This window comes from Pandoraea sp., assembly GCF_041919235.1.
Taxonomy (GTDB): Bacteria; Pseudomonadota; Gammaproteobacteria; order Burkholderiales; family Burkholderiaceae; genus Pandoraea.
The window spans coordinates 93,240-116,789 of the sequence record NZ_JAYRUC010000005.1 but is presented as its reverse complement, the minus strand read 5'-3'; the positions used below and the strand labels follow the sequence as shown (position 1 = coordinate 116,789).

The window sequence follows — 23,550 nt, the reverse complement described above, 5'->3', positions numbered from 1 at the left end:
TCGCAGCGCCTCGACCGTAGAAGGTCGACAACCGCCATGTTAGTCGCGCAGAGTTATAATGAAAACCGCCAACACATTATCAGATCGATAACAATTCATTATGGTCAATCCTCAGTGGCTCAAATCGTTCGCGACGCTCGCCGAGGTGGGCAACTTCACGCGCACCGCTGACCGGCTTGGCCTCACGCAGGCCGCCGTGAGTCAACACGTGAAGCATCTCGAAGCGGCGTTCGGAGCCTTGCTCGTGCGACGTCCGCGCGCCATTGAACTCACGCCCGCGGGACAGGCGCTGCTGACCTACTGCGTGGAAGTCGAGTGCGCAGCGCGGCACCTGCACGCGCGTCTGAACGATGCGAACGAAGCGTGCGGCGAGATCACGCTCATTACGCCGGGCAGCATCGGGCTGTATCTCTGCCCGATTCTGCTCGACATGCAGAAAGCCCATCCGGCGATGGCCGTGCGGCATCGTTTTGCGCCTGACCGGGAAGTGCTCGAAGGCGTGTTGCAGAATCACTTCGAGTTGGGATTGGTGACGTTGCGCCCGGACGATCCGCGGCTCGCCGCCACGCCCTTCACACAGGAGCCGCTGGAACTCGTGGTGCCTGCGGGGGAAGACGTGCACCAATGGGAGGACCTCAAGCGTATCGGATACATCGATCATCCCGATGGCGAGGCCATGTCCACGCGATTGCTCAGCCGACGCTTTCCCGGCAATCCGGGCGTACAAAGCCTGCCGTGCAAAGGGTGTACGAATCAGATCAGTCTGATTCTCGAATACGTCGCACGCGGCCTGGGCTTTACCGTCATTCCGCAATACGCGCGACAGGCATTCGCCTCACAGCACACCATCCATGTGGTGGACTGCGGCCCCCCGGTGGTCGACACGCTATGGCTGATTCATCGCGCCGAATGGCCGCTTTCGGCGCGTGCCCAACACGCCGTGGCGCTACTGCGCGAACGTGTCGACGCCCCACGCGCGCGCGCCTTCGGCGGCGAGCGCGTGTTGCAGCGGGCAAGCGCCTGAGCGCACGGTGCTCAGTGCTCATTGGGCACTGGGCACTGGGCACTGGGCACTGGGCACCATGCACTACGCACTACGCACTACGCACTACGCATTACGTATTACACGCGCCCACTGCGCACGGGCACCCACAGCGCAATCGTCGGCATGATCGCCAGCTCAGGCGCAAACTCAGGCCCCCGCGACAACCGCGGCAATCGCCTGCCCGACCTCGGTGGTGTTCGCGCGCCCGCCCATGTCGCCGGTGCGCGGCCCCGTCTTGATGACCTGCGTGATCGCCGCGAGGATCGCGTCGTGCGCTTCCCGCGCGCGGCCTTCGCCACGCCCGAGGAAGTCGAGCATCATCGCGGCGGTCCAGATCATGCCGATCGGGTTGGCGATGTTCTTGCCGGCGATGTCCGGCGCCGAGCCGTGTACCGGTTCGAACAGCGACGGAAACTTGCCTTCCGGATTCAGGTTGCCCGACGGCGCAATGCCAATGGTGCCCGTGCAGGCCGGCCCCAGATCCGAGAGAATATCGCCGAACAGATTCGATGCCACCACCACGTCGAAGCGATTCGGATTGAGCACGAAGCGCGCGCACAGAATGTCGATGTGTTGCTTGTCCCAGGTAATGTCCGGGTACTTCGCTGCCGTCTCGGCGGCACGCTTGTCCCACCAGGGCATTGAGATCGAGATGCCGTTGCTCTTCGTTGCCACCGTCACGTGCTTGCGCTCGCGTTGCTGCGCGAGATCGAACGCAAACTTCAGCACCCGCTCCGTGCCATGGCGCGTGAAGATCGACTCCTGCACGACGAATTCGCGATCCGTGCCCTCGAACATCACGCCACCCACCGACGAATACTCGCCTTCGGTGTTCTCCCGCACGATCAGGAAGTCGATATCCCCGACCTGACGCCCCGCCAGCGGTGACGGCACCCCATCGAACAGACGCGCCGGACGCAGGTTGATGTATTGATCGAATTCGCGACGGAACTTGAGCAGCGAACCCCACAGCGAGATGTGATCGGGCACCGTCTCGGGCCAGCCCACCGCACCGAACAGAATGGCGTCCACACCGTCGAGTTGCTGCTTCCAGTCGTCCGGCATCATCTGACCGTGCTTGACGTAGTAGTCGCAGCTCGCCCATTCGATAGGCAGGTATTCGATCGGAATGCCGAAGCGCTGGCTGGCCGCGTCGAGCACGCGCAGGCCTTCGGGCATCACCTCTTTACCGATGCCGTCGCCTGGAATCACGGCAATCTTGTACGGACGCGCGGCGCGTTGTGACGTGTCGGTCATGGGCTGTCTCTCCTGATAATTGGACGATGACGTTAGGTTATTCCATTCCAGAGCGGATAAAATCAACCAATCGGTTAATCCACTATCCACGAATCGTGAATAAAGCACTCCCCGTCAACCCGCACCTCGACGATCTGCGGGTGTTTTGCCAGGTCGCGCGGCGCGCCAGCTTTTCGGCGGCGGCCGAAGCGCTGGGCGTCTCGCCCGCCTATGTGAGCAAGCGCGTCGGCATGCTCGAAGCCGACCTCGGCACGCGCTTGCTGCATCGCTCGACGCGGCGCGTGGCGATCACCGACGCAGGCGAGCGGGTCTACGCCTGGGCGGAGAAGATTCTCGACGACGTCAATCATCTGATCGAAGACGTTTCGAGCACGCGCCAGGTGCCGCGCGGCACGTTGCGCGTGTCGAGCAGCTTCGGCTTCGGGCGGCACGCCGTCGCGCCGGCCATGTCGCGACTGCGCGCGCTGCATCCGCAGCTCAATGTGCGCCTGGACCTGTTCGACCGGATCGTCGACGTGGCGGCGGAGGGTTACGACCTCGATGTGCGCATCGGCGACGATATCGCCCCGCACTTGATCGCCCGCAAGCTCGCCGACAATCATCGCGTGCTGTGTGCGTCCGCAGCCTATCTCGACGCGCACGGCACGCCGCGTCAATTAAGCGATCTGGCGGGCCACGCGTGCATTGTCATCAAGGAACGCGATCACCCGTTCGGCATGTGGCGGTTGCAGCAGCGCGGCGAGTCGGTCTCGCTCAAGGTGACCGGGCCGCTGTCGACGAATCACGGCGAAGTGGCCGTGCAGTGGGCGCTCGACGGACAAGGGATCGTTCTGCGCTCGATGTGGGATGTCGGCGCGCTCATCGCGCGAGGCGATCTGGTGCAGGTGCTGCCCGACGTCACGCAACCGGCCAACGTCTGGGCGGTGTATCCGTCTCGCGTGGCGTCGTCGGCCAAGGTGCGCGCCTGCGTGGAGTTCCTCGCGCAGGAATTCCAGGCGCAGGCATGACGCGCAGTGAAACCGCAACGCGCGCTGCAGAATCACCGTGGCAAAACTACCGCAACGAAGCGATTGCAACGCAACGATTGCGGCGAAACTATTGCAACGTGAACGTCGCCTGTTCGACGTGCTGCGAATCGAGCCCGATCTCCACGTTGAAGTCACCGGATTCCGCCACGTATTGCAATTTCGCGTTGAAGAACTTCAGCAGGCTTTCATCGATGGCGAAGTGCACCGTGCGCGATTCGCCGGGCTTCAGGCTCACGTTCTCGAAGCCCTTCAGCTCCTTGATGGGACGCACGACGGACGCCGCCACATCCTGCAAGTAAAGCTGCACGACGGTCGCGCCTTCGCGCTTGCCGGTATTGCGCACCGTCACGCTCGCATCGAGCTTGCCGCCACGCGCCAGCGTCTTGCCCGAAAGCGTGAGCTTCGACACCTCGAACGAGGTGTAGCTCAGACCATAGCCGAAGGCATAGAGCGGCCCTGAGTCCTCTTCGAAGTACTGCGACGTGTAGTTGGGCGGCTTGCCCGGCGTGAACGGACGGCCGATGCGCAACTGGTTGTAATACGTCGGGATCTGGCCGACCGAGCGCGGGAACGAGATCGGCAGCTTGCCCGACGGGTTGTAATCGCCGAACAGCACGTCCGCAATCGCGTGGCCGCCTTCGGTGCCCGTGTACCACGTCTCGAGCATCGCGTCGGCATTGGCTTTCGGCCAGTTCAGATCGAGCGGGCGGCCGTTCATCAGTACCACGACCAGCGGCTTGCCCGTCGCCTTGAGCGCCTGCAACAGTGCCAGTTGGCTGCCCGGCAGCGACAGGCTCGTGCGGCTCGACGCCTCATGCGACATGCCGCGCGATTCGCCGACCGCCACGATCAGCGTGTCGGCATTGCGCGCGACCTGCACCGCTTCGTCGATCATCTGCTGCGGCGTGCGCTTGTCCTGCACGACTTCCGGATTGTCCCAATCGAGGAAGTTGAGATACTTGACGACGCGCGGGTCGTCGGTGATGTTCGCCCCGCGCGCGTAGCTCACCTGCGCCTGTGTGCCCAGCGCGTCGCGCACCCCTTGCAACAGCGAGACGGCCTGCGCCGCCACGCCCGCCGCCGACCAACTTCCAAGGATATCGATCTGCGAGTCCGCGAGTGGCCCGATCACGGCGACCTTGCCCGCCTTCGCAAGCGGCAGCGTGTCGTGATGGTTCTCCAGCAGGACGATGGACTTGCGCGCGGCGTCGCGCGCCGCCGCGCGATGCAGACGGCGCGCGGCGTTCACATCCTTCGGATCGTGCGCCGCATCGCCGATCCGGCGATAGGGGTCGGCGAACAGGCCCATGTCGTACTTCGCGCCGAGCACTTCGCGCACGGCGCTGTCGATATCGCGCATCGGCACCTCGCCCGACTTCACGAGACCCGGCAGTTGCTTGAGGTACTGCACGTCGGCCATGCTCATGTCGACGCCCGCCTCGATGGCCAGCTTTGCCGCCTCGCGGCCGTCCTTCGCCACCCCGTGACGCGTCAGTTCCTCGATCGCGCCGTGATCGCTCACCGTCACGCCCTTGAAGCCCCAATCGTCGCGCAACAGATCGCGCAGCAACCACTTGTTCGATGTCGCCGGCGTGCCGTTGATGGAGTTCAGCGCGATCATCACCCCCCCTGCCCCGGCATCGATTGCGGCGCGATAGGGCGGCAGGTAGTCCTGATACATGCGCATCGGACTCATGTCGACAACGTTGTAATCGCGTCCGCCCTCGACCGCGCCATACAGCGCAAAGTGCTTCACAAACGCCATCAGACTGTCAGGATTGGCCGGTGAGGTGCCCTGAAATCCCTGCACGCTCGCGCGTGCGCTTTGCGAGACCAGATAGGGGTCCTCACCGAAGCCTTCCGATGTGCGACCCCAGCGCGGGTCGCGCGAGATGTCGACCATCGGTGCGAACGTGGCGTCCAGCCCGTCGGCGCTGGCCTCGATGGCGGCCACGCGCGCGGCCTGCTTTACGACCGCCATGTCCCAACTCGATGCAAGCCCGAGGCTGATCGGGAACACCGTCCGATGCCCATGAACGATGTCGTAGGCAAAGAAGATCGGAATTTTCAGGCGGCTGCGCTTGACCGCCGCGTCCTGCAGCGGGCGATTGTCGGCGCGCGTGACCGAGTTGAACGTCCCGCCCACGCGACCGGCAGCGATCTCCTTGACAAGCTCGGGCTCAGGCATGTCGGCGCCGATGCTGATCAGGCGTAACTGACCGATCTTCTCGTCGAGCGTCATGCGGGCGATGAGCTGGTCGATGAACGCCTGCTTGGCGGAGGCGGACGGCATGGCGACCGGCACATTGCCCTGAGCGTTGCTGCCCTGGGTGGCAGGCGCGTCGGCAAAGGCCGGCGCGGCCGCAAGACTGGCCGCGAATGCCAGTGCGGAGAACATTCTCATCTGATAGCGATCCAATGTGGCGCGACGGGTGAATGCCCGGTAAGGTCGCGTGCGGCAGCACCTCGTCGCATCGACTGGCGTTATTTCGTCCGGAGCCACGCGCCGGATGCGTAACGCGAAGTGAGATACTTTGCCACAATTGGTATTTGCCGAGAGATTTCGCTTCGTTCATCGCCGCCATCCCCGAGTGACGGGACGTGAGGCGCGTGAGACATCCCTCAATTATTGGAGAGCTTCGTGGTTCTGATTTCGCCCGCCCTGACCTGGTCTCGACGCGCACGCTCGTTCGTGCCCGCACTCGTGGCAGGGGCCGCCCTGCTGGTTGCCGCGCATGCGCATGCCTTCTCCCTCGACGACGTCACGGCCCGCGCGAAGGCGCTCGCCGACAAGTCCTACGTCGCGCCGGTAAGCAACCTCACGCCCGCCTTCGCCAAGATGCAGTTCGGCGACTACATCAAGATCCAGCCGCGCCGCGACGCATTCGAATGGAACGATCAACCCACACAGTTCCGTTTGGGGTTCTATCACCAGGGCATGCAGTTCAGCACGCCGGTGAAGATCAACGAGATCGTCGGCACCGGCAACAATGCGAAGATCGACGAGATCAAGTACGACAGCCGCCGCTTCGACTTCGGCGATCTCAAACTCGACCGCAGTGCCACGCATAACCTCGGCTACGCGGGCTTTCGGGTGCTCTACCCGATCAACGAGCCGGGCCGGTTCGACGAAGTCATGAGCGTGCTCGGCGCGAGCTATTTCCGCGTGATCGGCAAGGGACAGGTCTACGGCCTGTCGGCGCGCGGGCTGGCCATCGACACGGGCCTGCCCATCGCCGAAGAATTTCCGGCCTTTCGGGAATTCTGGATCGAACGTCCGAACGCGGGCGACAAACACCTCGTGTTCTATGCGCTGCTCGACTCGAAGCGCGCCACCGGCGCCTATCGCTTCGATCTGACGCCCGGCGAGGATTCGCTGTTGAAGGTGCAGGCGCGCGTGTTCTTGCGCGCACCGGTCACCAAGCTCGGCATCGCACCGCTCACGAGCATGTTCCTGTTTGGTCCGAATCAGCAGCGCGATGCCTACAACTTCCGTCCCGCGCTGCACGATTCGAATGGTCTGGCGATTCACGCGGGCAACGGCGAATGGATCTGGCGTCCGCTGAACAATCCGCGCAATCTCGCCATCAGCCAGTTCCAGGTGACGAATCCGCGCGGCTTCGGGCTGCTCCAGCGCGGGCGCGATTTCGCGCAATACGAAGATCTGAAGGATCGCTACGATCTTCGCCCCAGCGCCTGGATCGAGCCGCAGGGCGACTGGGGCAAAGGCCATATCGAGCTGGTGGAGATCCCGTCGCCGGACGAGACCAACGACAACATCGGCGCGTTCTGGACACCCGACCGGTTGCCGCCCAAGGGCCAACCGCTACAGGCCGATTACACCATCCGCTGGACCATGAACGAGCGCGGCATCATCGACCGCCGTCTGGCCTGGGTGAAGCAGACGCTGCGCTCGGCCGGCGAGATCACGCAAGCCAACCTGATCCGTCACTTCGACGGCAGCACGGGCCTGATCGTCGACTTCGACGGCGGCCCCCTCGCCACGCTGCCCGCCGGATCGGTCACGCCAGAGGTCAGTGTGAGCGATAACGCCACGCTCCTCGAACAGACGCTCCAACCGAACCCGGTCACGCATGGCATGCGCCTGAATCTACGCGTGATGGTCAAGGACCCGGCCAAGGTCGTGGAACTTCGCGCCGCCCTCGTCTCGGGTGGCAAAGCCGTGAGCGAGACGTGGAGCTACCAACTCCCGCCGTTCTCGGTCACCAAGCAATAAGTTGCACCTTGTATGTGCGTGCGTCGGCGCTTCGCCGCCGCACGCGGCACGGCGATCGGCTGGGCTGCTGGGGTGAAACGCAGCGGCGCCATGCTCGCGCCCATCGTGATTGGCGTACTGGTCGGCATGGCGTTGCCGTTGCCGTTGCCGTTGCCGTTGCCGTTGCCGTTGCAGCAAAACTTTATGGCGATCGCGATTCCCGCCGTCATTGCTGTCATGGCCGTGATCACGGTGTTGCTGATCGACCACAGGAAATCGGCGTCGGTGCAGCAGCGAGCCGCCACGCCATCGCATGCCACCGACGCACAACGCGCGAACGGCGCGGGAGAACCGGCATGATCACGCGCGTCAAGGCTCGCTCGGGTGCCAAAGTCTGACGTCATGGCATGGCAATACAGTCCTGCGTCGCCATGCGAAAATTCGCGCCGCAGCGGTCATGGGAATGACCGTTGCTTTCAGTGGCGCGACGCATTGGGCAGGGGCAGATCGTCACGGCCCGGCGCGTCACCGTCACATGAAAAAATCACTTAACCCGAGCGCCTCAGGCGCCGATATCCAGATATCCGTCCCAACGGACACGCTGGGGAAGACCAATATGCCGCGTATTGCTTTGCTGAGTGCTCTCGTGCTGACCGTCGCCACCGCTTCGGCCTTCGCTGCCTCCCCTGGCGACGCGAGCGTCGTCCAGCTCTCGACCCGACAAACCCTGGCCAGCACCGCCGTGTTTCGCGGCAGCCCTGTCGCCACACTCGGCACCGATGCGCTGCGCGACGCGCACGGCAGTTTTGGCGTAAACGTGGCAGCCGGCGCGCTCAACGCGCAGTCGAACCAGCTCGTGCTGGCCCGCGCGTCACGCGTCTCGGTCGATACGCTTCAGACGATTCGCAACACCGCGACGCTGACCGGTGCGCCCAGCGCGTCGCTCGGCGATCGGGCCCTGATGGGCGCTTCGGGCAATATTGGCGTGAACGTGGTGGCCGGTGTCGCCAATGCGCAGGTCAACGCACTGGCCATTCATTGAATGGCGCGGCGAGAACTTGTAGAGGGAAGGCGCATTGGCGAGCTGCGGTCCGTGGCGCGCCTCGCGTCGACACCCTGCTGACGCAGCACTCACACAGGCTTCAGACACGCCGGAGATGGCATCGCCTTGATGCGCGTTGATGTGCGGTGCCGCAACATGCCGCGTCACGACACGACACGACACTGCACTGCTACCCGATTGTGTCGTTCGCCCGGCCCACCGCGCCAAAGCGCCACGACAAGCGATGGGCTGCGGCAAGCAGCGCCTGCGCCGGTGCCGCGTCGAGTGCTGTCTCGAAGCTGCCCGCCGACCCCATGAGCGCGAGGACCAGTGTCACTTCCCCAGTGTGATCGAACACCGGGACAGCCACCGTATCGATGCCCGGCACAGGATTACTCAGCGCGGTATCGAACCGATGTTCGCGAATCGCCGTCAGCCGTGCGCGATAGTCGACCGGCGGCGTTTGCGTGCGTCCGTCCGCGCCGAGCCCTGCCATGCGCACCGATTCATGCACGAGCATGCCGTCGAGCACAGCCTCCGGCAGGAAGGCGGCGAACGTGCGGCCGATGGCGGTGTTGACCATTGAGAGCACCGTACCGATGCGCAAGCTCACGTGCTGCGGGCGCATCGCCTCTTCCAGTCGGACCACCGTGGGCCCGACCGGCCCCAGCACGGCCATCGCTGCGGAAAGCCCCGTGGCCCGCGCGAGCGCGAGAATCTCCGGTTCGGCCTCGGCCGTCGGCGAGAGTTGCTGCAACGCCATCAAACCGAGTTCGAGGCTCAGCGCCCCCGATTCGAAATTGCCGCTGGCATCGCGCGTCAGCAAACCCGCTCGTTGCAAACTCACCAGATGCGGATGCGCCTTCGCCGGTGCCATACCCGCGCCACGCGCCAGCGCATTGAGCGGCAGCGGACGCCCCGCCGCGACCAGCGCCTCGAGCAATGCCCCGGTGCTCTCAAGCGCCTGAATGCCACGCTGCGGCTTCGCAGCGGTGTTTGTGATGTCACCCGTCAGAGCGTCAGTGTCGGCCCGGCTTTGCGCTGCGCTCATACCCCCTCCTCGCCGTGATGCGTGCCCGTATCGACCTGCGCCGCAATGGCGCTTGCCGTCGCCCGCAATGCGTTCGCCACAGCGCCGTCCCATGCGACATCGAGCGCCGCCGTCGGCCCAATCGCGGTGAGCGTCAACCGCAGCCGGTCGCTCGCGTCGAACACCGGCGCGCACAGACTGCTCACGGACGGGCTCGGGGTGTTCACACTGCGCGCCATCCCGTGCGTGCGTGTTTCGTCGAGCGACTGGTCGAAACGTTCGCGCTGCGCGGGACCGGCGGGCATCTGTTCATGCCACGCCTGCGGCCACTGCGCCTGAGGCGTGAACGCACAGAATGCCCGACCGGTCGACGTCGTCGTGAGCGACATGACCGATCCGACATGAAGGTTCACATGCAGCGGAAACGCTGCGCGTTCGAAATGCACCACGAGCGGGCCCTGCGGCGCGCGCGTGCAGATCGCCACGCAAAAACCGGTCTCCCGCGCCAAGGTCACGACACGCGGTACGGCAGCGCGATACGCCGGATCGTTATCGAGATGCAGCAACGCGAGACGCAATGTCATCGGTCCCGGCGTGTAATCGCCCGACATCGGGTCGCGCTTGAGCAAGCCGAGTCGCGTGAGGCTGACCAGGTACGGATGCGCCTGCGCAGGCGGCAGCCCCGCAAGCGCAGCGAGATCACCCGGCGCCAGCGCACGACGTGCCTGCGCCAATGCCTGTAGCACGCGCGCGGCCACGTCCACACTTTGCACACCACGCGAGACGCGGCCAGGCTGGCCACTCGCGTCGGTCGTGCCGTCCATCGGAGTTCGGTTCATGCGATCGAGGAGCGCTGCTCCCAAAGGAAAATGGCCTAGATTCTATACAAGTCGACGATCGCCGCTAATCGCTTCACCACCACAGCCGGGAGGGGGTTAACCCTCAACAACAGCGGCATGCGATCGCCCACACCGCAACATTAGCAAATAACAATAACATTTGTCATTGACAAATATTCCAGGCATTTCGTAAGATGCCTTCATTCATCCCCGCATACGACATAAGAGAGAGACAAACATGGCCAAAGCCTTCGCATCGCAAGCCGACCTGGAAGCCAAGAAGGTCACGTTCACCCAATTGTCGGAAAACGCCTGGGCCTATACGGCGGAGGGCGATCCGAACTCCGGCGTCATCATTGGCGACGACGGCGTGATGATCGTCGACACGACGGCCACGCCTGCCATGGCGCAGGATCTCATCGCGAAGATCCGCACGATCACCGACAAGCCGATCAAGTACGTGGTGCTCTCGCACTACCATGCCGTTCGCGTGCTCGGCGCGTCGGCGTACTTCGCCGAAGGCGCGCAGCAGATCATCGCGAGCCGTGGCACTTACGAGATGATCGTCGAACGCGGCGAGGCCGACATGAAGTCGGAGATCGAGCGCTTTCCGCGCTTGTTCGCGGGCGTCGAGACGGTGCCAGGCCTCACGTGGCCGACGCTCGTCTTCGAGAAGGAAATCACGCTCTTTCTCGGCAAGCTCGAAGTGAAGATCGCGCACCTCGGTTCAGGTCACACCAAGGGCGACACGGTGGTGTGGCTGCCGTCGCAAAAGGTGCTCTTCTCGGGCGATCTCGTCGAATACGACGCCGCTTGCTACACCGGTGACGCGCAGCTCGCAGAATGGCCCGCCACGCTCGATGCGCTGGCCGCGCTCGGCGCCGAGAAGCTGGTGCCGGGCCGCGGCCCGGCGCTGACCACCCCCAGCGACGTCGCCAAGGGCCTCGCCTACACGAAGGATTTTGTGACCACGCTGTTCGAAGCGGGCAAGCAGGCCGTCGAACAGAAGCTCGACCTCAAGGGTGCGATGGCGCTCGTGCGCCGTCAGATGGATCCGAAGTTCGGCCAGGTGTTCATCTACGAACACTGCCTGCCGTTCGACGTGACCCGCGCGTTCGACGAAGCGAGCGGCATCACGCACCCACGCATCTGGACGGCACAGCGCGACAAGGAAATGTGGGCCGCCCTGCAGGACTGAGGTCGATCTCGGCGCGACGCTAGACACGCGCGCCAACGGTCAAAGGTCAAAGGCCAAAGGTCAAAGCAAAAAAACGGAACCCGCCGACGCGTGTGCGCCGGTGCGGTGCCGACGATGGAGACATTGCATGAGCAGCATCGATTACCAGCGTCTGACATTCGATTACCAGCCGTGCGCGGAGCAGTCCGGCCAGGCCGCGCGTGCAACGCACCCGGTCATCGTGGTCGGCGCAGGTCCGGTGGGACTGGCGAGCGCGATCGACCTCGCGCAGCAGGGCGTGCCCGTGATCGTTCTCGACGACGACCGCACGCTCTCGACCGGCTCGCGCGCCATCTGCTTTGCCAAGCGCACGCTCGATATCTTCGACCGTCTCGGCTGCGGCGAGCGCATGGTGCAAAAGGGCGTTTGCTGGAACGTCGGCCGCGTGTTCCTGCGCGATCAGGAAGTCTACAACTTCGACCTCCTGCCCGAGGCGGGGCACCATCGTCCGGCCTTCATCAACCTCCAGCAGTATTACGTCGAAGGCTATCTGTTCGAACGCGCGCGCGAGCTGCCCAACATCGAAATCCGTTGGCAAAACAAGGTCGTCGGCCTCACCCAGCAGGGCACACCGGGTGCGCCCGATGCGAGTGTCACGCTCACGGTCGAGACGCCCGACGGCGAATACCAGACGAGCGCACGTTACGTCGTGGCTGCCGACGGTTCGCGCAGTCCCGTGCGCAAGTTGATCGGTGTCGACAGCCACGGACGCACGTTCAAGGACCGCTTCCTGATCGCCGACGTCAAGATGACGGCCGACTTCCCGACCGAGCGCTGGTTCTGGTTCGATCCGCCGTTCCATCCGAATCAGTCCGTGTTGCTGCATCGTCAGCCGGACGACGTGTGGCGCATCGATTTCCAATTGGGATGGGACGCCGACCCGGCCCTGGAGAAAACGCCCGAGCGCGTCATCCCGCGCGTGCAAGCCCTGCTCGGCCCAGACGCCAAGTTCACGCTGGAGTGGGTCAGCGTCTACACCTTCGCTTGCCTGCGCATGGACGACTTCCGTCACGGCCAGGTGTTGTTCGCCGGGGACGCCGCACACGGGGTGTCGCCGTTCGGCGCGCGCGGTGCGAACAGCGGCGTGCAGGATGCCGAGAACCTCGCGTGGAAACTCGCGATGGTGCTCGCCGGCCATGCGCCCGATACGCTGCTCGATACCTACGCCCGCGAGCGCGAATTCGCCGCCGACGAGAATATCCGCAACTCCACGCGCTCGACCGATTTCATCACGCCCAAGAGCCCGGTCTCGCGGGTCTTCCGCGACGCCGTGCTGACGCTCGCCCGCGATCACGCATTTGCGCGCCAGTTGGTCAACAGCGGACGTCTGTCCGTGCCCGCCGTACTGCATGACTCGACACTCAACACCGCCGAGCGCGACGCGTTCGCCGGGGGCATGGTGCCGGGGGCCGCCTGCGTCGATGCACCGCTCGCGCGGCAAGGGCAGCAGGGCTGGCTACTGCCGCGCCTGGGCGGGCGCTTCGTTGCTCTCGTGTTCGGTGCGCCGGGGTCGCTCGATGCAGCGTCGCTCGCGGCCCTCGATGCCCTCGCAAACGATAGCGTGCCGGTCGTGCCGGTGTTCGTCACGCCGGATGCCGAAGCCGCGCAGGAGTCGAACGACAGGCACAGCGTCTGGCACGACGTGCAAGGGCTGGCCGCGCAACGTTACGACGCCGCACCGGGGACGGTGTATCTGGTTCGTCCCGATCAGCACGTCTGCGCGCGCTGGCGTACGTTCGACGCCGCGGCCATTGCCGCTGCCCGCGAACGTGCGCTCGGCCGCAGGGCGCCGGATGTCGCGCCGATGCAGTGCGCGGCCTGACACGCCCATGTCCGCCGCATCGGCCGACGTTCGGTTCCCCCCGTTCCCGCAGGAAGGAGACACTTCATGGCACTCGATACACAACCACATCTAACGCGTCCGGACGACTTCTACGAAGCCTTGATCGACATGCACCGAGATCTCGACGAGACCCAAAGCCAGGCCGCCAACGCGCAACTGATCCTGCTGCTCGCCAACCAGATCGGCGACCACGACACACTGCTCTCGGCGATTCGCCTGGCCCGCGCCGGCGCACTGGGTGACGCGGCGCGCTGATCGCCTGGCACGCGCGAGCCGCCTTCAATGCAAACGGGGCGCCCGATGACCGGGCGCCCCGCGTTGTCTCTCGGATGCCGAAGCCGTCATCGCACACTGACGTCAGACCACTACCATTTGTGAAATCTTCTGCGCCGCCTCTAGAAGCGGCGCAAGAAACTTGGCTTGCATGTGCGCCGCCGGCGTTCGGTTGGCCTGACCGCTGACGTTCATTGCCGCAATCACCTGCCCCGCACGGTTGCGGATGGGCGCGGCAATCGAAATCATCCCCTCCTCCAACTCCTGATCGACCAGCGCCCACCCCTGGGCACGCACGTCGAGAATTCGCTGACGCAGTGCATCGATATCCGTCACCGTACGGCGTGTGTGTTGACGAATGTCGGCGCGACGCAGGGCGGCGTCGAGTTCGTCGTCGGGCAACGCCGAGAGCATGACGCGCCCCATCGACGTGCACCACGCCGGCAGACGGCTGCCGATCGACAGGTTGATCGACATCACCTTGCGCACAGGCACACGCAGGACATAGACGATGTCGTCGCCATCGAGCACGGAGGCGGAACTGCTCTCGTGCACCTGCTCCACGAGCGCCTCCATGAACGGCTCGGCAAGGTTCCACAGCGGCATCGACGTCAGATACGAAAAGCCGAGGTCGAGAATACGCGGCGTGAGCCGGAACAGGCGCCCCTCGCTTCGCACATAACCGAGCGCCTCGAGCGTGAGCAGAATGCGGCGCGCGCCGGCACGGGTCAGGCCCGACGCCTGCGCGACTTCCGAAAGGGTCTGTGCGGGGCGCGCCGCGTTGAACGCCTTGACCACCGCCAACCCGCGCGCAAACGACTGCACGTAGGAGTCACCCGGTTTCTTGTCGGTCGGTTCGGTAGCGTCGTTCGTCACGAGGGTCATGTAAGGAGGTATGGGCGAAATGCGCGTGAACGGCAAGCGTAATGGATTTGCGTCGCCTGTTCCACCTTGCGACACACGCCATCGCGCGGCATCCGTCGCGACGGCTTCATCCGCCGCCCCGGCCGAGCCCCGCTTGACGGCCGACAAAGGAACGCTTACGCTGTTCTTATAGCGAATATTTGTTCGCTATAAGAACATTATGCACCAGACGATGCCGCCCGACAAGACGCCATCGCCGGGGGACACCCAACAGGGGGCAAGGGGCGTGAGCCCGCCAGCCCGATGGAACTGCCCAGGAGGCACGTGTGATCAACAAGATTTACGAGTCGCTCGCCAGCGCGGTCGCCGATGTTCACGATGGCGCGACGATCATGATTGGCGGCTTCGGCAACGCCGGGATGCCCTCGGCGCTCATCGACGCCCTGATCGATCAGGGCGCGCGCGAACTGACCATCGTCAACAACAACGCCGGCAACGGCGAGACTGGCCTGGCCGCGCTGCTCAAAGCGGGCCGCGTACGCAAGATCATCTGCTCGTTCCCGCGACAGACAGACTCGCAGGTGTTCGACGCGCTGTATCGCGCGGGCAAGATCGAGTTGGAACTGGTGCCGCAGGGCAATCTTGCCGAGCGCATTCGAGCGGCCGGCGCCGGCATTGGCGGCTTTTTCACGCCGACCGGCTACGGCACGCTGCTCGCAGAGGGCAAGGAAACGCGCGTGATCGACGGCAATCCGTATGTGTTCGAATTGCCGATCCATGCCGACTTCGCGCTCATCAAAGCGCTCAAGGGCGACCGCTGGGGCAACCTCGTGTATCGCAAGACCGCTCGCAATTTCGGCCCGATCATGGCCACGGCGGCGAAGTGCGCCATCGTTCAGGTGGCCGAAGTCGTGGAACTGGGCGAGCTCGATCCGGAAGCCGTGGTCACACCCGGCATCTTCGTTCAACGCATCGTGGCGGTGTCTGGCGCCGCACGCGCCTGATCCCCCCTGATTTCGGAGCACGACATGAACCGACTGACCCGCGACCAGATGGCCGCCCGCGTCGCCCAGGACATTCCCGACGGCGCTTATGTGAACCTCGGCATCGGCCTGCCGACGGCCGTCGCCAATCATCTGCCCGCCGAGCGGGAAATCATTCTCCAGAGCGAGAACGGCGTGATCGGCATGGGGCCGGCCCCGGCCAAGGGGGAAGAGGATGAAGACCTCATCAATGCCGGCAAGCAACCCGTCACGCTCAAGCCGGGCGGCGCCTACTTTCACCACGCCGATTCGTTCGCGATGATGCGCGGCGGCCACCTGGATTTTTGCGTGCTCGGCGCATTCCAGGTCTCGACGTCCGGCGACCTTGCCAACTGGCACACCGGCGCCCCCGATGCGATTCCGGCCGTGGGTGGCGCGATGGACCTCGCCAGCGGCGCCAAGCAGGTGTTCGTGATGATGGAGCACCAGACCAAGCAGGGCGAGAGCAAGATCGTCGAGCGGTGCACGTATCCGCTCACCGGCGTGGGTTGCGTGACGCGCATCTACACCGATCTGGCCGTGATCGACGTGACGCCCGAGGGCCTGCGCGTGGTCGACATGGTCGACGGCCTCTCGCTCGACGAGTTGCAACGCCTGACCGGCGTGGCGCTGCTGCCCTCGCCGGGCATTGGCTGACACCCTGCAGAAACACCGTCGCCGGCGCATCCTCCGATGAGCCCGGCGATGTCCCATTCGCGAGATTCGATCTACGCGCTTACATCCGGTGAGGTAGACAAAAATGAGTGAAGTCTTTATCTGCGACGCGATTCGCACCCCGATCGGCCGCTACGGCGGCGCGCTGTCCTGCGTGCGTGCCGATGACCTCGGTGCCATCCCGCTCAAGGTGTTGATGGCACGCAACAGCGGCGTCGACTGGACGCAGGTCGACGACGTGATCTTCGGCTGCGCCAATCAGGCCGGGGAAGACAACCGCAACGTAGCGCGCATGTCGTCGCTGCTGGCCGGTCTGCCGCAGGACGTGCCGGGCGCCACCCTCAACCGCCTGTGCGGCTCGGGCATGGACGCCATCGGCACCGCAGCGCGCGCCATCAAGGCAGGCGAAGCCGGTCTGATGATCGCCGGTGGTGTCGAGAGCATGAGCCGTGCGCCGTTCGTGATGGGCAAGGCAGCGAGCGCCTTTTCGCGTCAGGCCGAGATTTTCGACACGACGATTGGCTGGCGCTTCGTCAACCCGTTGATGAAAGCGCAGTACGGTGTGGATTCGATGCCCGAGACCGGCGAGAACGTCGCGACCGAGTTCGGCATCAGCCGAGAGGATCAGGATCGCTTTGCGGTGCGCTCGCAGGAAAAGGCCGCGCGCGCTCAGGCGAACGGCACGCTGGCCGAAGAAATCACGCCGGTGTCCATCGCCCAGAAGAAGGGCGAAGCGATCATCGTGGATCGCGACGAACATCCGCGCGCTACGAGCATGGAAGCGCTTGCCAGACTGAAGGGCGTGGTACGCCCGGATGGCACCGTGACCGCCGGTAACGCTTCTGGCGTCAACGACGGCGCCTGCGCGCTGCTGTTGGCAGACGAGGCGAGTGCGGTGCGCTTTGGCCTGACGCCGCGCGCCCGGATTCTGGGCATGGCGACGGCAGGGGTGGCACCGCGCATCATGGGCATCGGTCCGGCTCCCGCAACGAAAAAACTGCTCGCGCGGCTCGGGATGTCGCTCGATCAGTTCGACGTCATCGAACTCAACGAAGCGTTTGCGAGCCAGGGCCTGGCCGTGCTGCGTCAGCTCGGCGTGGCCGACGACGACCTGCGCGTCAATCCGAACGGTGGCGCCATTGCGCTGGGCCATCCGCTCGGCATGAGCGGCGCACGTCTGGTCACGACGGCGATGTATCAACTCAAGCGTTCCGGTGGTCGCTTTGCGCTGTGTACGATGTGCATTGGGGTCGGCCAAGGCATCGCTATCGCCATCGAAGCGGTGTAATCCGAAGACTCCACCGATGGTGCCGGGCCGGGGCGTGCGTGCGGAACTGGGTAAGCTCCGCCACGCCGCACCGGGGTCCCGCGGGCACGATCAGTGCCGCGCGGGACGCGTCTGCCCCATGTCTCCTGCTGTCCTTCTGTCCTTCTGTCCTTCTGTCCTTCTGTCCTTCTGTCCTTCCGTCCTTCCTCGGGTTCCGACGAATTCGCGCCAACCGTTCAGACGGCCTTGGCGACGTCGCGCATCACAGCGTCGAAGAACGTCGCCTGCGCTTCCGAATCGCTGCGGGCATAAGCGCGGTTGATGCCGCTGATGACCGCACGAATCGACGCCGTCGTCAGATTCGCATCGATGCCCACGCCAAACGCACTGCCCACGATGGTCTCGCCCGCCATTTCCGCGATGGCAATGGCTCGGGCATCGGCGCCTTGCGTGAGCGCACGCTCCTCGTAGTGCTGCACGCGCACCGGCGTACGCATGGCGTGCATCAGGGCATCAAGCGGGCCGTTGCCGGTGCCCGAGACGGTCGTGCGCTGAGCGTGAATGTCGACGGTGACCGCGATGTGTTGACGGCCGTCTCGTTCCGAGAGCGTGTGCGCAACGTACGCGACCGGGTCGTGAGACGCGACATATTCCTTCTGGAACAGTTGCCAGATCTGCGAGGCGGTGACTTCGGCCCCCGTCTCGTCGGTGTAGCGCTGTACGGCCGAACTGAAATCGACCTGCAGGCGACGCGGCATTTGCACGCCATACGCCTGTTCGAGCAGATAGGCGATACCGCCCTTGCCCGACTGGCTGTTCACGCGAATGATCGAGTCGTACGTGCGACCGAGGTCGCTCGGATCGATCGGCAGGTACGGCACTTCCCAGCGCGCGTCCGCCTTTTGCACCGCCAGGCCCTTCTTGATGGCGTCCTGATGCGAGCCCGAGAACGCGGTGAAAACCAGATCGCCGACATAGGGATGACGCGGATGCACAGGCAACTGCGTGCACTCCTCCGACGCGCGGGCGATGTCGTTGATGTTCGAGAAGTCGAGGCCCGGATCGACGCCCTGCGTGTACAGATTCAACGCAAGGGTGACGAGATCGACGTTGCCGGTGCGCTCGCCGTTGCCGAAAAGGCAGCCCTCGACGCGATCGGCGCCGGCCATCACGGCCAGCTCGGCGGCAGCCACGGCTGTGCCGCGATCATTGTGCGGGTGCACGGAGAGGATCAGCGAATCGCGACGCGCCAGATTGCGGTGCATCCATTCGATCTGGTCGGCGTAATAGTTCGGCGTGCCGATTTCCACCGTGGCCGGCAAGTTGACGATGCACTTGCGCTCCGGCGTCGGTTGCCATACGTCGAATACGGCATCGCAGACGTCTTTCGCGAAGTCGAGTTCGGTGCCGGTAAACGTCTCGGGGCTGTATTGCAGCGTCCATTGCGTTTCGGGGGCGGCATCGGCACAGCGCTTGATCGTCTTGGCGGCAGACACGGCGAGTGCCTTCACGCCCGGCTGATCGAGGTTGAAAACGATGCGGCGGAATTCAGGGGCGGTAGCGTTGTAGAGATGAACGATGGCGCGCGGCGCGCCCTTGAGTGCCGCGAAGGTCCGCTCGATGAGGTCGTCGCGGGCTTGGGTGAGCACTTCGATGGTGACGTCGTCGGGGATGTGGCCGCCTTCGATCAATTCGCGCACGAAGTTGAAATCGGTGTCGGAGGCCGACGGGAACGCCACTTCGATTTCCTTGAAGCCGATGGCGACGAGCGTCTTGAACATGCGCATCTTGCGCTGGGCGTCCATCGGCTCGAACAGGGCCTGGTTGCCGTCACGCAGATCGGTGCTCATCCAGATCGGTGCGCGCGTGATGGTGCGGGTCGGCCACTGTCGGTCAGGAATATTGACCGGCGTGAACGGGCGGTACTTCGTGGCAGGGTTCTTCAGCATGGCGTTGTCTCGATGGTCGGCAAAAGTGTCAACCGGACGACGCATGAACGCAGAAAAGCTACGACCGCCGGTTGGGGGAACCGGGGCTAAGGTCGGCGTAACTGGGGAAAATCAGCGGTGCTTCAGTGAAGTCTTCAGACGATGCACGCGCGCAGCAACGGACCAAGCCCGGTGGAGCGGGCTAGTAGTCGTAGCGAGAGGGAGAATTGCGCGGTGATCATGGAACACATGAAATCACAGATGTTCCGATGCTGTCAACCCGGGTGCGGCACCTCGCAAGATTTCCCTCGTAGGTGTCGACGCTTGGCCGTCGGCCTGCGAGCGGCGCATCGGACCATCCGTCAGGCCGTGAGCGGCACCGCCGAGGTGCATTTGATCTCGTCGAGGCAAACGCTCGACTTGACAGCGCTGACGCCGGGGATACGCATCAAGGTGTCGAGCAGAAAGTCGGACAGCGCCTTCAGGTCGCGCGCAACGACCTTGAGCACGTAGTCGATATCGCCCGTCACGGAGAAACACTCCTGAATTTGCGCCAGCTCCGCGACCAGGCCCTTGAAGTTCGACAGGTCGCGGATATGACCGCGCTCCATCGTCACATGAACGAAGGCGACCACGCTGAAGCCGAGCCGCTGCGCGTCGAGACGGGTGTCGTAGCCCTTGATCACCCCCATCTCCTCGAGCCGCCGGTGACGCCGGAGTGTCTGCGCGGGCGACAGCTTGATCGCCTCGGCCAGTTCCAAATTCGAAATTCGCCCGTTCGACTGCAAAACCCCCAGCAGCCGCACGTCGATTCGATCGATCTCGATGTTATGCACTTTTATCTCCCACGATGCACAGATTACGAAATATTAATGCATAAACTAGGGTTTCCCCAGCGCAGTTACGAAATCCTATTTTGCTGCAGCCAACATACACTTAGCGCGGTAAATGGTCGCAAATGCACGCAATGGCGTCGCTATTTCAAAGGCGCCGGCAGATGAAACGTACACGACATCCCATCCCGTTCGGACGGTCGACAAAGCACAATTTTGTTGCATCTTCGAAAGCGGCCGGCGTTTCGACGAACGACGGCATGCAGGCGGTGCACGCGTCCAAAGCATCTGCGACCTCCACCTCCGTTACCCCACCAATCACCTCACCCAGCCGAGACCCCCATGGCCGACCTGTTTGACAACCCAATGCAGTTGATGGGATTCGAATTCGTGGAATTCGCCTCGCCCACCCCGAACGTCCTCGAACCCATTTTCGAACAGATGGGCTTCACGCTCGTGGCCCGACACCGTTCGAAGGATGTGGTGCTGTACCGTCAGGGAGGCATCAACTTCATCGTCAATCGCGAGCCGAACAGCGAAGCGGCTTACTTTGCTGCGGAACACGGCCCGAGCGCCTGCGGCATGGCATTCCGCGTGAAGGACGCCCACAAGGCCTACGCCCGTGCGCTGGCACTTGGCGCCCAGCCGGTCGAGATCGAGACCGGCCCGATGGAGTTGCGTCTGCCCGCGATCAAGGGCATCGGCGGCGCGCCGCTGTACCTCATCGACCGCTTCGAGGAAGGCAAGTCGATCTATGACATCGATTTCGAATTCATCGAGGGCGTCGAGCGTCATCCGGTGGGCCATGGCCTGCGCCTGATCGATCACCTGACGCACAACGTCTATCGCGGCCGCATGGCTTACTGGGCCAATTTCTACGAGAAGCTGTTCAACTTCCGTGAAATCCGCTACTTCGACATCTCGGGCGAGTACACGGGCCTGACGTCCAAGGCCATGACGGCGCCCGATGGTAAAATCCGCATTCCCCTGAATGAAGAATCCGCCAAGGGCAGCGGCCAGATCGAGGAATTCCTGATGGCCTTCAACGGCGAAGGCATTCAGCACATTGCGTTCCTCACCGACAACCTGATCCAGGTGATCGACAACCTGCAAATGGCCGGTGTCGACCTCATGACCGCCCCGAACGACTTCTACTACGATGCGCTCGAGACCCGTCTGCCGGGTCACGGCCAGCCGATCGGCGAGTTGAAGTCGCGCGGCATTCTGCTCGACGGCACGACCGAAGGCGGCAAGCCTCGCCTGCTGCTGCAGATCTTCTCGAAGACCCTGCTCGGCCCGGTGTTCTTCGAGTTCATTCAGCGCGAGGGCGACGACGGCTTCGGCGAGGGCAACTTCAAGGCGCTGTTCGAATCGCTCGAGCGCGACCAGATCGAGCGGGGCACGCTCAAGGTCTGAGTCCAGGGGAGACACGATCATCGGCTCGCGCAGATGATTCCAAAGGATCACGGCGACGGCGTCACAAGCGCCGCGCCGCGGCGGCTCAACGGTTCCGGTTCGTTCGCGCAGCACGAAACAGAGAAGCGCGCCGCATGGCAATGAAGGTAGGGTAAGAGGAACAGACATGTCCGCCAACGCAGCACAAGAAGGCTCGCTCCATCGCGGCCTGAAGAATCGTCACATTCAATTGATCGCGCTGGGCGGCGCGATCGGCACTGGCCTCTTTCTGGGCATCGCACAGACCATCAAAACCGCTGGCCCGTCAGTTCTGCTGGGCTACGCCATTGCGGGCGCCATCGCATTTTTCATCATGCGCCAACTCGGTGAAATGGTCGTGGACGAGCCCGTCGCGGGCTCGTTCAGCTACTTCGCCAACAAGTATTGCGGCCAGTTCGCGGGCTTTGTGTCCGGCTGGAACTACTGGGTGCTTTACGTGCTCGTCTCGATGGCCGAACTCTCGGCCGTGGGCATCTATGTCCAATACTGGTGGCCGGCCATTCCCACGTGGGTCTCGGCACTGGTGTGCTTCGGCATCATCAATGCCATCAACCTCTCGAGCGTGAAGTCGTACGGCGAGATGGAGTTCTGGTTCGCCATCATCAAGGTCGCCGCGATCGTCGGCATGATCGGGTTCGGCGGTTACCTGCTGTTCTCCGGCAACGCGGGCCCCGATGCCAGCGTGACCAATCTGTGGCGACACGGCGGCTTCTTCCCGAACGGCGTGTCGGGTCTCGTCATGGCGATGGCCGTCATCATGTTCTCCTTCGGGGGACTGGAACTGGTCGGCATCACGGCGGCGGAAGCCGACAACCCCTCGCGCAGCATCCCGCGCGCCACCAATCAGGTCATCTACCGCATTCTGATTTTTTACGTGGGTGCGCTCGGCGTGCTGCTCTCGCTGTACCCGTGGGAGAAGGTCGTGACCGGCGGCAGCCCGTTCGTGCTGATCTTCCATGAATTGAACAGCAACTTCGTCGCCAACATTCTCAATGCGGTGGTGCTCACCGCCGCACTGTCCGTGTACAACAGTTGCGTGTACTGCAATAGCCGCATGCTCTACGGCCTGGCGGGTCAGGGCAACGCCCCGCGCGCCCTGCTCAAGGTCAACAAACGCGGCATTCCGCTCTTGGCGCTCGGCGTTTCGGCGGCAGCAACCGCCGTGTGCGTGGTGATCAACTACTTCATGCCGGGTAAGGCGTTCGAACTGCTGATGGGGCTGGTCGTGTCGGCGCTCATCATCAACTGGGCGATGATCAGCGTGATCCATCTGGCCTTCCGCCGTGCCAAGGCGCGCGCAGGCGAGACAACGCTGTTCAAGAGCCTGGGCTACCCGCTCACGAACTACCTGTGCCTGGTGTTCCTCGGCGGCATTCTGGTGGTCATGTATCTGATCCCGGATCTGCGCATCTCGGTGTACCTGATCCCGGTGTGGCTGGTCGTCCTGGGCGTCGGCTATCGCCTGCGGCAGAAAAACCGGCCTGCCCCGGTTCAGGCCGGTGTCACGCGCTAAGCGCACCGGCACGTGCCGACCGGCGGCGCCCGTCGCCGGTCGCGGAACATCGACACATTCCCTCGGGCGCCAAGCGCCCCGGGGGCATTTCCGGCCATACCGCACTAGCGGTATCATCAATCGTTTAGCGCCGCCGGGGGGCTGAACCGTCCCGGCGTCCCCGAGCCCGCATTACCGACTTTC

19 protein-coding genes and 1 pseudogene are annotated in these 23,550 nt (G+C 64.0%); 13 read left to right on the top strand and 7 right to left on the bottom strand.

All coding sequences use genetic code 11. The annotated features are described in order from the left end of the window. Positions 1-100 precede the first annotated feature (100 nt). Entirely contained in the window at positions 101-1,024 is a 924-nt protein-coding gene (locus ACE3UG_RS05465) for a LysR family transcriptional regulator (RefSeq protein ID WP_374620721.1), read from the top strand. A 168-nt stretch (positions 1,025-1,192) separates the two neighbouring features. On the opposite strand, the gene ACE3UG_RS05460 is transcribed toward ACE3UG_RS05465, so the two are convergent. Then, positions 1,193-2,302: a tartrate dehydrogenase gene (locus tag ACE3UG_RS05460; RefSeq protein WP_374620718.1), complete on the bottom strand. Its 1,110-nt coding sequence runs from the start codon at positions 2,300-2,302 to the stop codon at positions 1,193-1,195. Between the two features lie 95 nt (positions 2,303-2,397). On the opposite strand from ACE3UG_RS05460, the gene ACE3UG_RS05455 reads away from it, so the two are divergent. Then, positions 2,398-3,309 (top strand): LysR family transcriptional regulator, encoded by a 912-nt coding sequence (locus tag ACE3UG_RS05455; protein WP_374620715.1) that lies wholly within the window; start codon positions 2,398-2,400, stop codon positions 3,307-3,309. Positions 3,310-3,397: 88 nt separating this feature from the next. Here the strand turns inward: ACE3UG_RS05455 and bglX are convergent, their stop codons facing one another. Then, positions 3,398-5,728, bottom strand: a complete 2,331-nt coding sequence (gene bglX, locus ACE3UG_RS05450) for a beta-glucosidase BglX (RefSeq protein WP_374621005.1) — start codon at positions 5,726-5,728, stop codon at positions 3,398-3,400. A gap of 294 nt (positions 5,729-6,022) precedes the next feature. Between bglX and ACE3UG_RS05445 the strand changes: the two genes are divergently transcribed. From ACE3UG_RS05445 to ACE3UG_RS05435, 3 genes and pseudogenes are all read left to right on the top strand, one after another. Further along, complete coding sequence (locus tag ACE3UG_RS05445; protein WP_374621003.1) at positions 6,023-7,567, top strand: glucan biosynthesis protein G; 1,545 nt, start codon at positions 6,023-6,025, stop codon at positions 7,565-7,567. A 36-nt stretch (positions 7,568-7,603) separates the two neighbouring features. Beyond that, positions 7,604-7,906, top strand: a pseudogene (locus ACE3UG_RS05440) (hypothetical protein); the annotation flags it as partial. Between the two features lie 175 nt (positions 7,907-8,081). Beyond that, a complete protein-coding gene (locus ACE3UG_RS05435; RefSeq protein WP_374620712.1) occupies positions 8,082-8,588 on the top strand; it encodes a hypothetical protein in 507 nt (168 codons plus the stop codon). A 190-nt stretch (positions 8,589-8,778) separates the two neighbouring features. Here the strand turns inward: ACE3UG_RS05435 and ACE3UG_RS05430 are convergent, their stop codons facing one another. Further along, the gene (locus ACE3UG_RS05430; RefSeq protein WP_374620709.1) at positions 8,779-9,639 is read right to left on the bottom strand and encodes an IclR family transcriptional regulator; all 861 of its coding nucleotides are present in this window, start codon (positions 9,637-9,639) and stop codon (positions 8,779-8,781) included. Next, a complete protein-coding gene (locus ACE3UG_RS05425) occupies positions 9,636-10,457 on the bottom strand; it encodes an IclR family transcriptional regulator (protein ID WP_374620706.1) in 822 nt (273 codons plus the stop codon). The genes ACE3UG_RS05430 and ACE3UG_RS05425 overlap by 4 nt, the downstream gene beginning before the upstream one ends. 238 nt (positions 10,458-10,695) lie before the next feature. On the opposite strand from ACE3UG_RS05425, the gene ACE3UG_RS05420 reads away from it, so the two are divergent. The 3 genes from ACE3UG_RS05420 (at position 10,696) to ACE3UG_RS05410 (ending at position 13,792) form a co-directional block, all read left to right on the top strand. Continuing rightward, positions 10,696-11,655 carry an MBL fold metallo-hydrolase gene (locus ACE3UG_RS05420; protein ID WP_374620703.1) on the top strand — a complete coding sequence of 320 codons (960 nt, stop codon included), beginning with the start codon at positions 10,696-10,698 and terminating at the stop codon, positions 11,653-11,655. Positions 11,656-11,782: 127 nt separating this feature from the next. Next, a complete protein-coding gene (locus ACE3UG_RS05415) occupies positions 11,783-13,516 on the top strand; it encodes an FAD-dependent oxidoreductase (protein ID WP_374620700.1) in 1,734 nt (577 codons plus the stop codon). Between the two features lie 66 nt (positions 13,517-13,582). After that, positions 13,583-13,792: a DUF2783 domain-containing protein gene (locus ACE3UG_RS05410; protein WP_374620697.1), complete on the top strand. Its 210-nt coding sequence runs from the start codon at positions 13,583-13,585 to the stop codon at positions 13,790-13,792. A gap of 102 nt (positions 13,793-13,894) precedes the next feature. On the opposite strand, the gene ACE3UG_RS05405 is transcribed toward ACE3UG_RS05410, so the two are convergent. Next, complete coding sequence (locus ACE3UG_RS05405; protein WP_374620694.1) at positions 13,895-14,695, bottom strand: IclR family transcriptional regulator; 801 nt, start codon at positions 14,693-14,695, stop codon at positions 13,895-13,897. 305 nt (positions 14,696-15,000) lie between these two features. On the opposite strand from ACE3UG_RS05405, the gene ACE3UG_RS05400 reads away from it, so the two are divergent. The 3 genes from ACE3UG_RS05400 (at position 15,001) to pcaF (ending at position 17,659) form a co-directional block, all read left to right on the top strand. Continuing rightward, positions 15,001-15,678, top strand: a complete 678-nt coding sequence (locus tag ACE3UG_RS05400; RefSeq protein WP_374620691.1) for a 3-oxoacid CoA-transferase subunit A — start codon at positions 15,001-15,003, stop codon at positions 15,676-15,678. 24 nt (positions 15,679-15,702) lie between these two features. Continuing rightward, positions 15,703-16,353 carry a 3-oxoacid CoA-transferase subunit B gene (locus ACE3UG_RS05395; protein WP_374620688.1) on the top strand — a complete coding sequence of 217 codons (651 nt, stop codon included), beginning with the start codon at positions 15,703-15,705 and terminating at the stop codon, positions 16,351-16,353. 103 nt (positions 16,354-16,456) lie between these two features. Continuing rightward, on the top strand, positions 16,457-17,659 hold the full coding sequence (pcaF, locus tag ACE3UG_RS05390) for a 3-oxoadipyl-CoA thiolase (RefSeq protein ID WP_374620685.1): 1,203 nt from the start codon (positions 16,457-16,459) through the stop codon (positions 17,657-17,659). A gap of 215 nt (positions 17,660-17,874) precedes the next feature. Here pcaF and leuA read toward each other — a convergent pair whose 3' ends face one another. After that, a complete protein-coding gene (gene leuA / locus ACE3UG_RS05385; protein WP_374620682.1) occupies positions 17,875-19,587 on the bottom strand; it encodes a 2-isopropylmalate synthase in 1,713 nt (570 codons plus the stop codon). A gap of 341 nt (positions 19,588-19,928) precedes the next feature. Continuing rightward, positions 19,929-20,402, bottom strand: coding sequence for an Lrp/AsnC family transcriptional regulator (locus ACE3UG_RS05380; RefSeq protein ID WP_374620679.1), 474 nt, complete (start codon positions 20,400-20,402; stop codon positions 19,929-19,931). A 339-nt stretch (positions 20,403-20,741) separates the two neighbouring features. On the opposite strand from ACE3UG_RS05380, the gene hppD reads away from it, so the two are divergent. Both hppD and ACE3UG_RS05370 read left to right on the top strand, forming a co-directional pair. Next, positions 20,742-21,815, top strand: coding sequence for a 4-hydroxyphenylpyruvate dioxygenase (hppD, locus tag ACE3UG_RS05375; protein ID WP_374620676.1), 1,074 nt, complete (start codon positions 20,742-20,744; stop codon positions 21,813-21,815). Between the two features lie 166 nt (positions 21,816-21,981). Continuing rightward, on the top strand, positions 21,982-23,367 hold the full coding sequence (locus ACE3UG_RS05370) for an amino acid permease (protein WP_374620673.1): 1,386 nt from the start codon (positions 21,982-21,984) through the stop codon (positions 23,365-23,367). Positions 23,368-23,550 lie beyond the last annotated feature (183 nt).

Excerpts from the sequence above, each read along its gene's own strand:
- ACE3UG_RS05465 (WP_374620721.1), top strand. The coding sequence starts at position 101 with ATGGTCAATCCTCAGTGGCTCAAATCGTTCGCGACGCTCGCCGAGGTG.
- ACE3UG_RS05460 (WP_374620718.1), bottom strand. The coding sequence starts at position 2,302 with ATGACCGACACGTCACAACGCGCCGCGCGTCCGTACAAGATTGCCGTG.
- bglX (WP_374621005.1), bottom strand. The coding sequence starts at position 5,728 with ATGTTCTCCGCACTGGCATTCGCGGCCAGTCTTGCGGCCGCGCCGGCC.
- ACE3UG_RS05435 (WP_374620712.1), top strand. The coding sequence starts at position 8,082 with ATGAAAAAATCACTTAACCCGAGCGCCTCAGGCGCCGATATCCAGATA.
- ACE3UG_RS05430 (WP_374620709.1), bottom strand. The coding sequence starts at position 9,639 with ATGAGCGCAGCGCAAAGCCGGGCCGACACTGACGCTCTGACGGGTGAC.
- ACE3UG_RS05425 (WP_374620706.1), bottom strand. The coding sequence starts at position 10,457 with ATGAACCGAACTCCGATGGACGGCACGACCGACGCGAGTGGCCAGCCT.
- ACE3UG_RS05420 (WP_374620703.1), top strand. The coding sequence starts at position 10,696 with ATGGCCAAAGCCTTCGCATCGCAAGCCGACCTGGAAGCCAAGAAGGTC.
- ACE3UG_RS05415 (WP_374620700.1), top strand. The coding sequence starts at position 11,783 with ATGAGCAGCATCGATTACCAGCGTCTGACATTCGATTACCAGCCGTGC.
- ACE3UG_RS05410 (WP_374620697.1), top strand. The coding sequence starts at position 13,583 with ATGGCACTCGATACACAACCACATCTAACGCGTCCGGACGACTTCTAC.
- ACE3UG_RS05405 (WP_374620694.1), bottom strand. The coding sequence starts at position 14,695 with ATGACCCTCGTGACGAACGACGCTACCGAACCGACCGACAAGAAACCG.
- ACE3UG_RS05395 (WP_374620688.1), top strand. The coding sequence starts at position 15,703 with ATGAACCGACTGACCCGCGACCAGATGGCCGCCCGCGTCGCCCAGGAC.
- pcaF (WP_374620685.1), top strand. The coding sequence starts at position 16,457 with ATGAGTGAAGTCTTTATCTGCGACGCGATTCGCACCCCGATCGGCCGC.
- leuA (WP_374620682.1), bottom strand. The coding sequence starts at position 19,587 with ATGCTGAAGAACCCTGCCACGAAGTACCGCCCGTTCACGCCGGTCAAT.
- hppD (WP_374620676.1), top strand. The coding sequence starts at position 20,742 with ATGGCCGACCTGTTTGACAACCCAATGCAGTTGATGGGATTCGAATTC.
- ACE3UG_RS05370 (WP_374620673.1), top strand. The coding sequence starts at position 21,982 with ATGTCCGCCAACGCAGCACAAGAAGGCTCGCTCCATCGCGGCCTGAAG.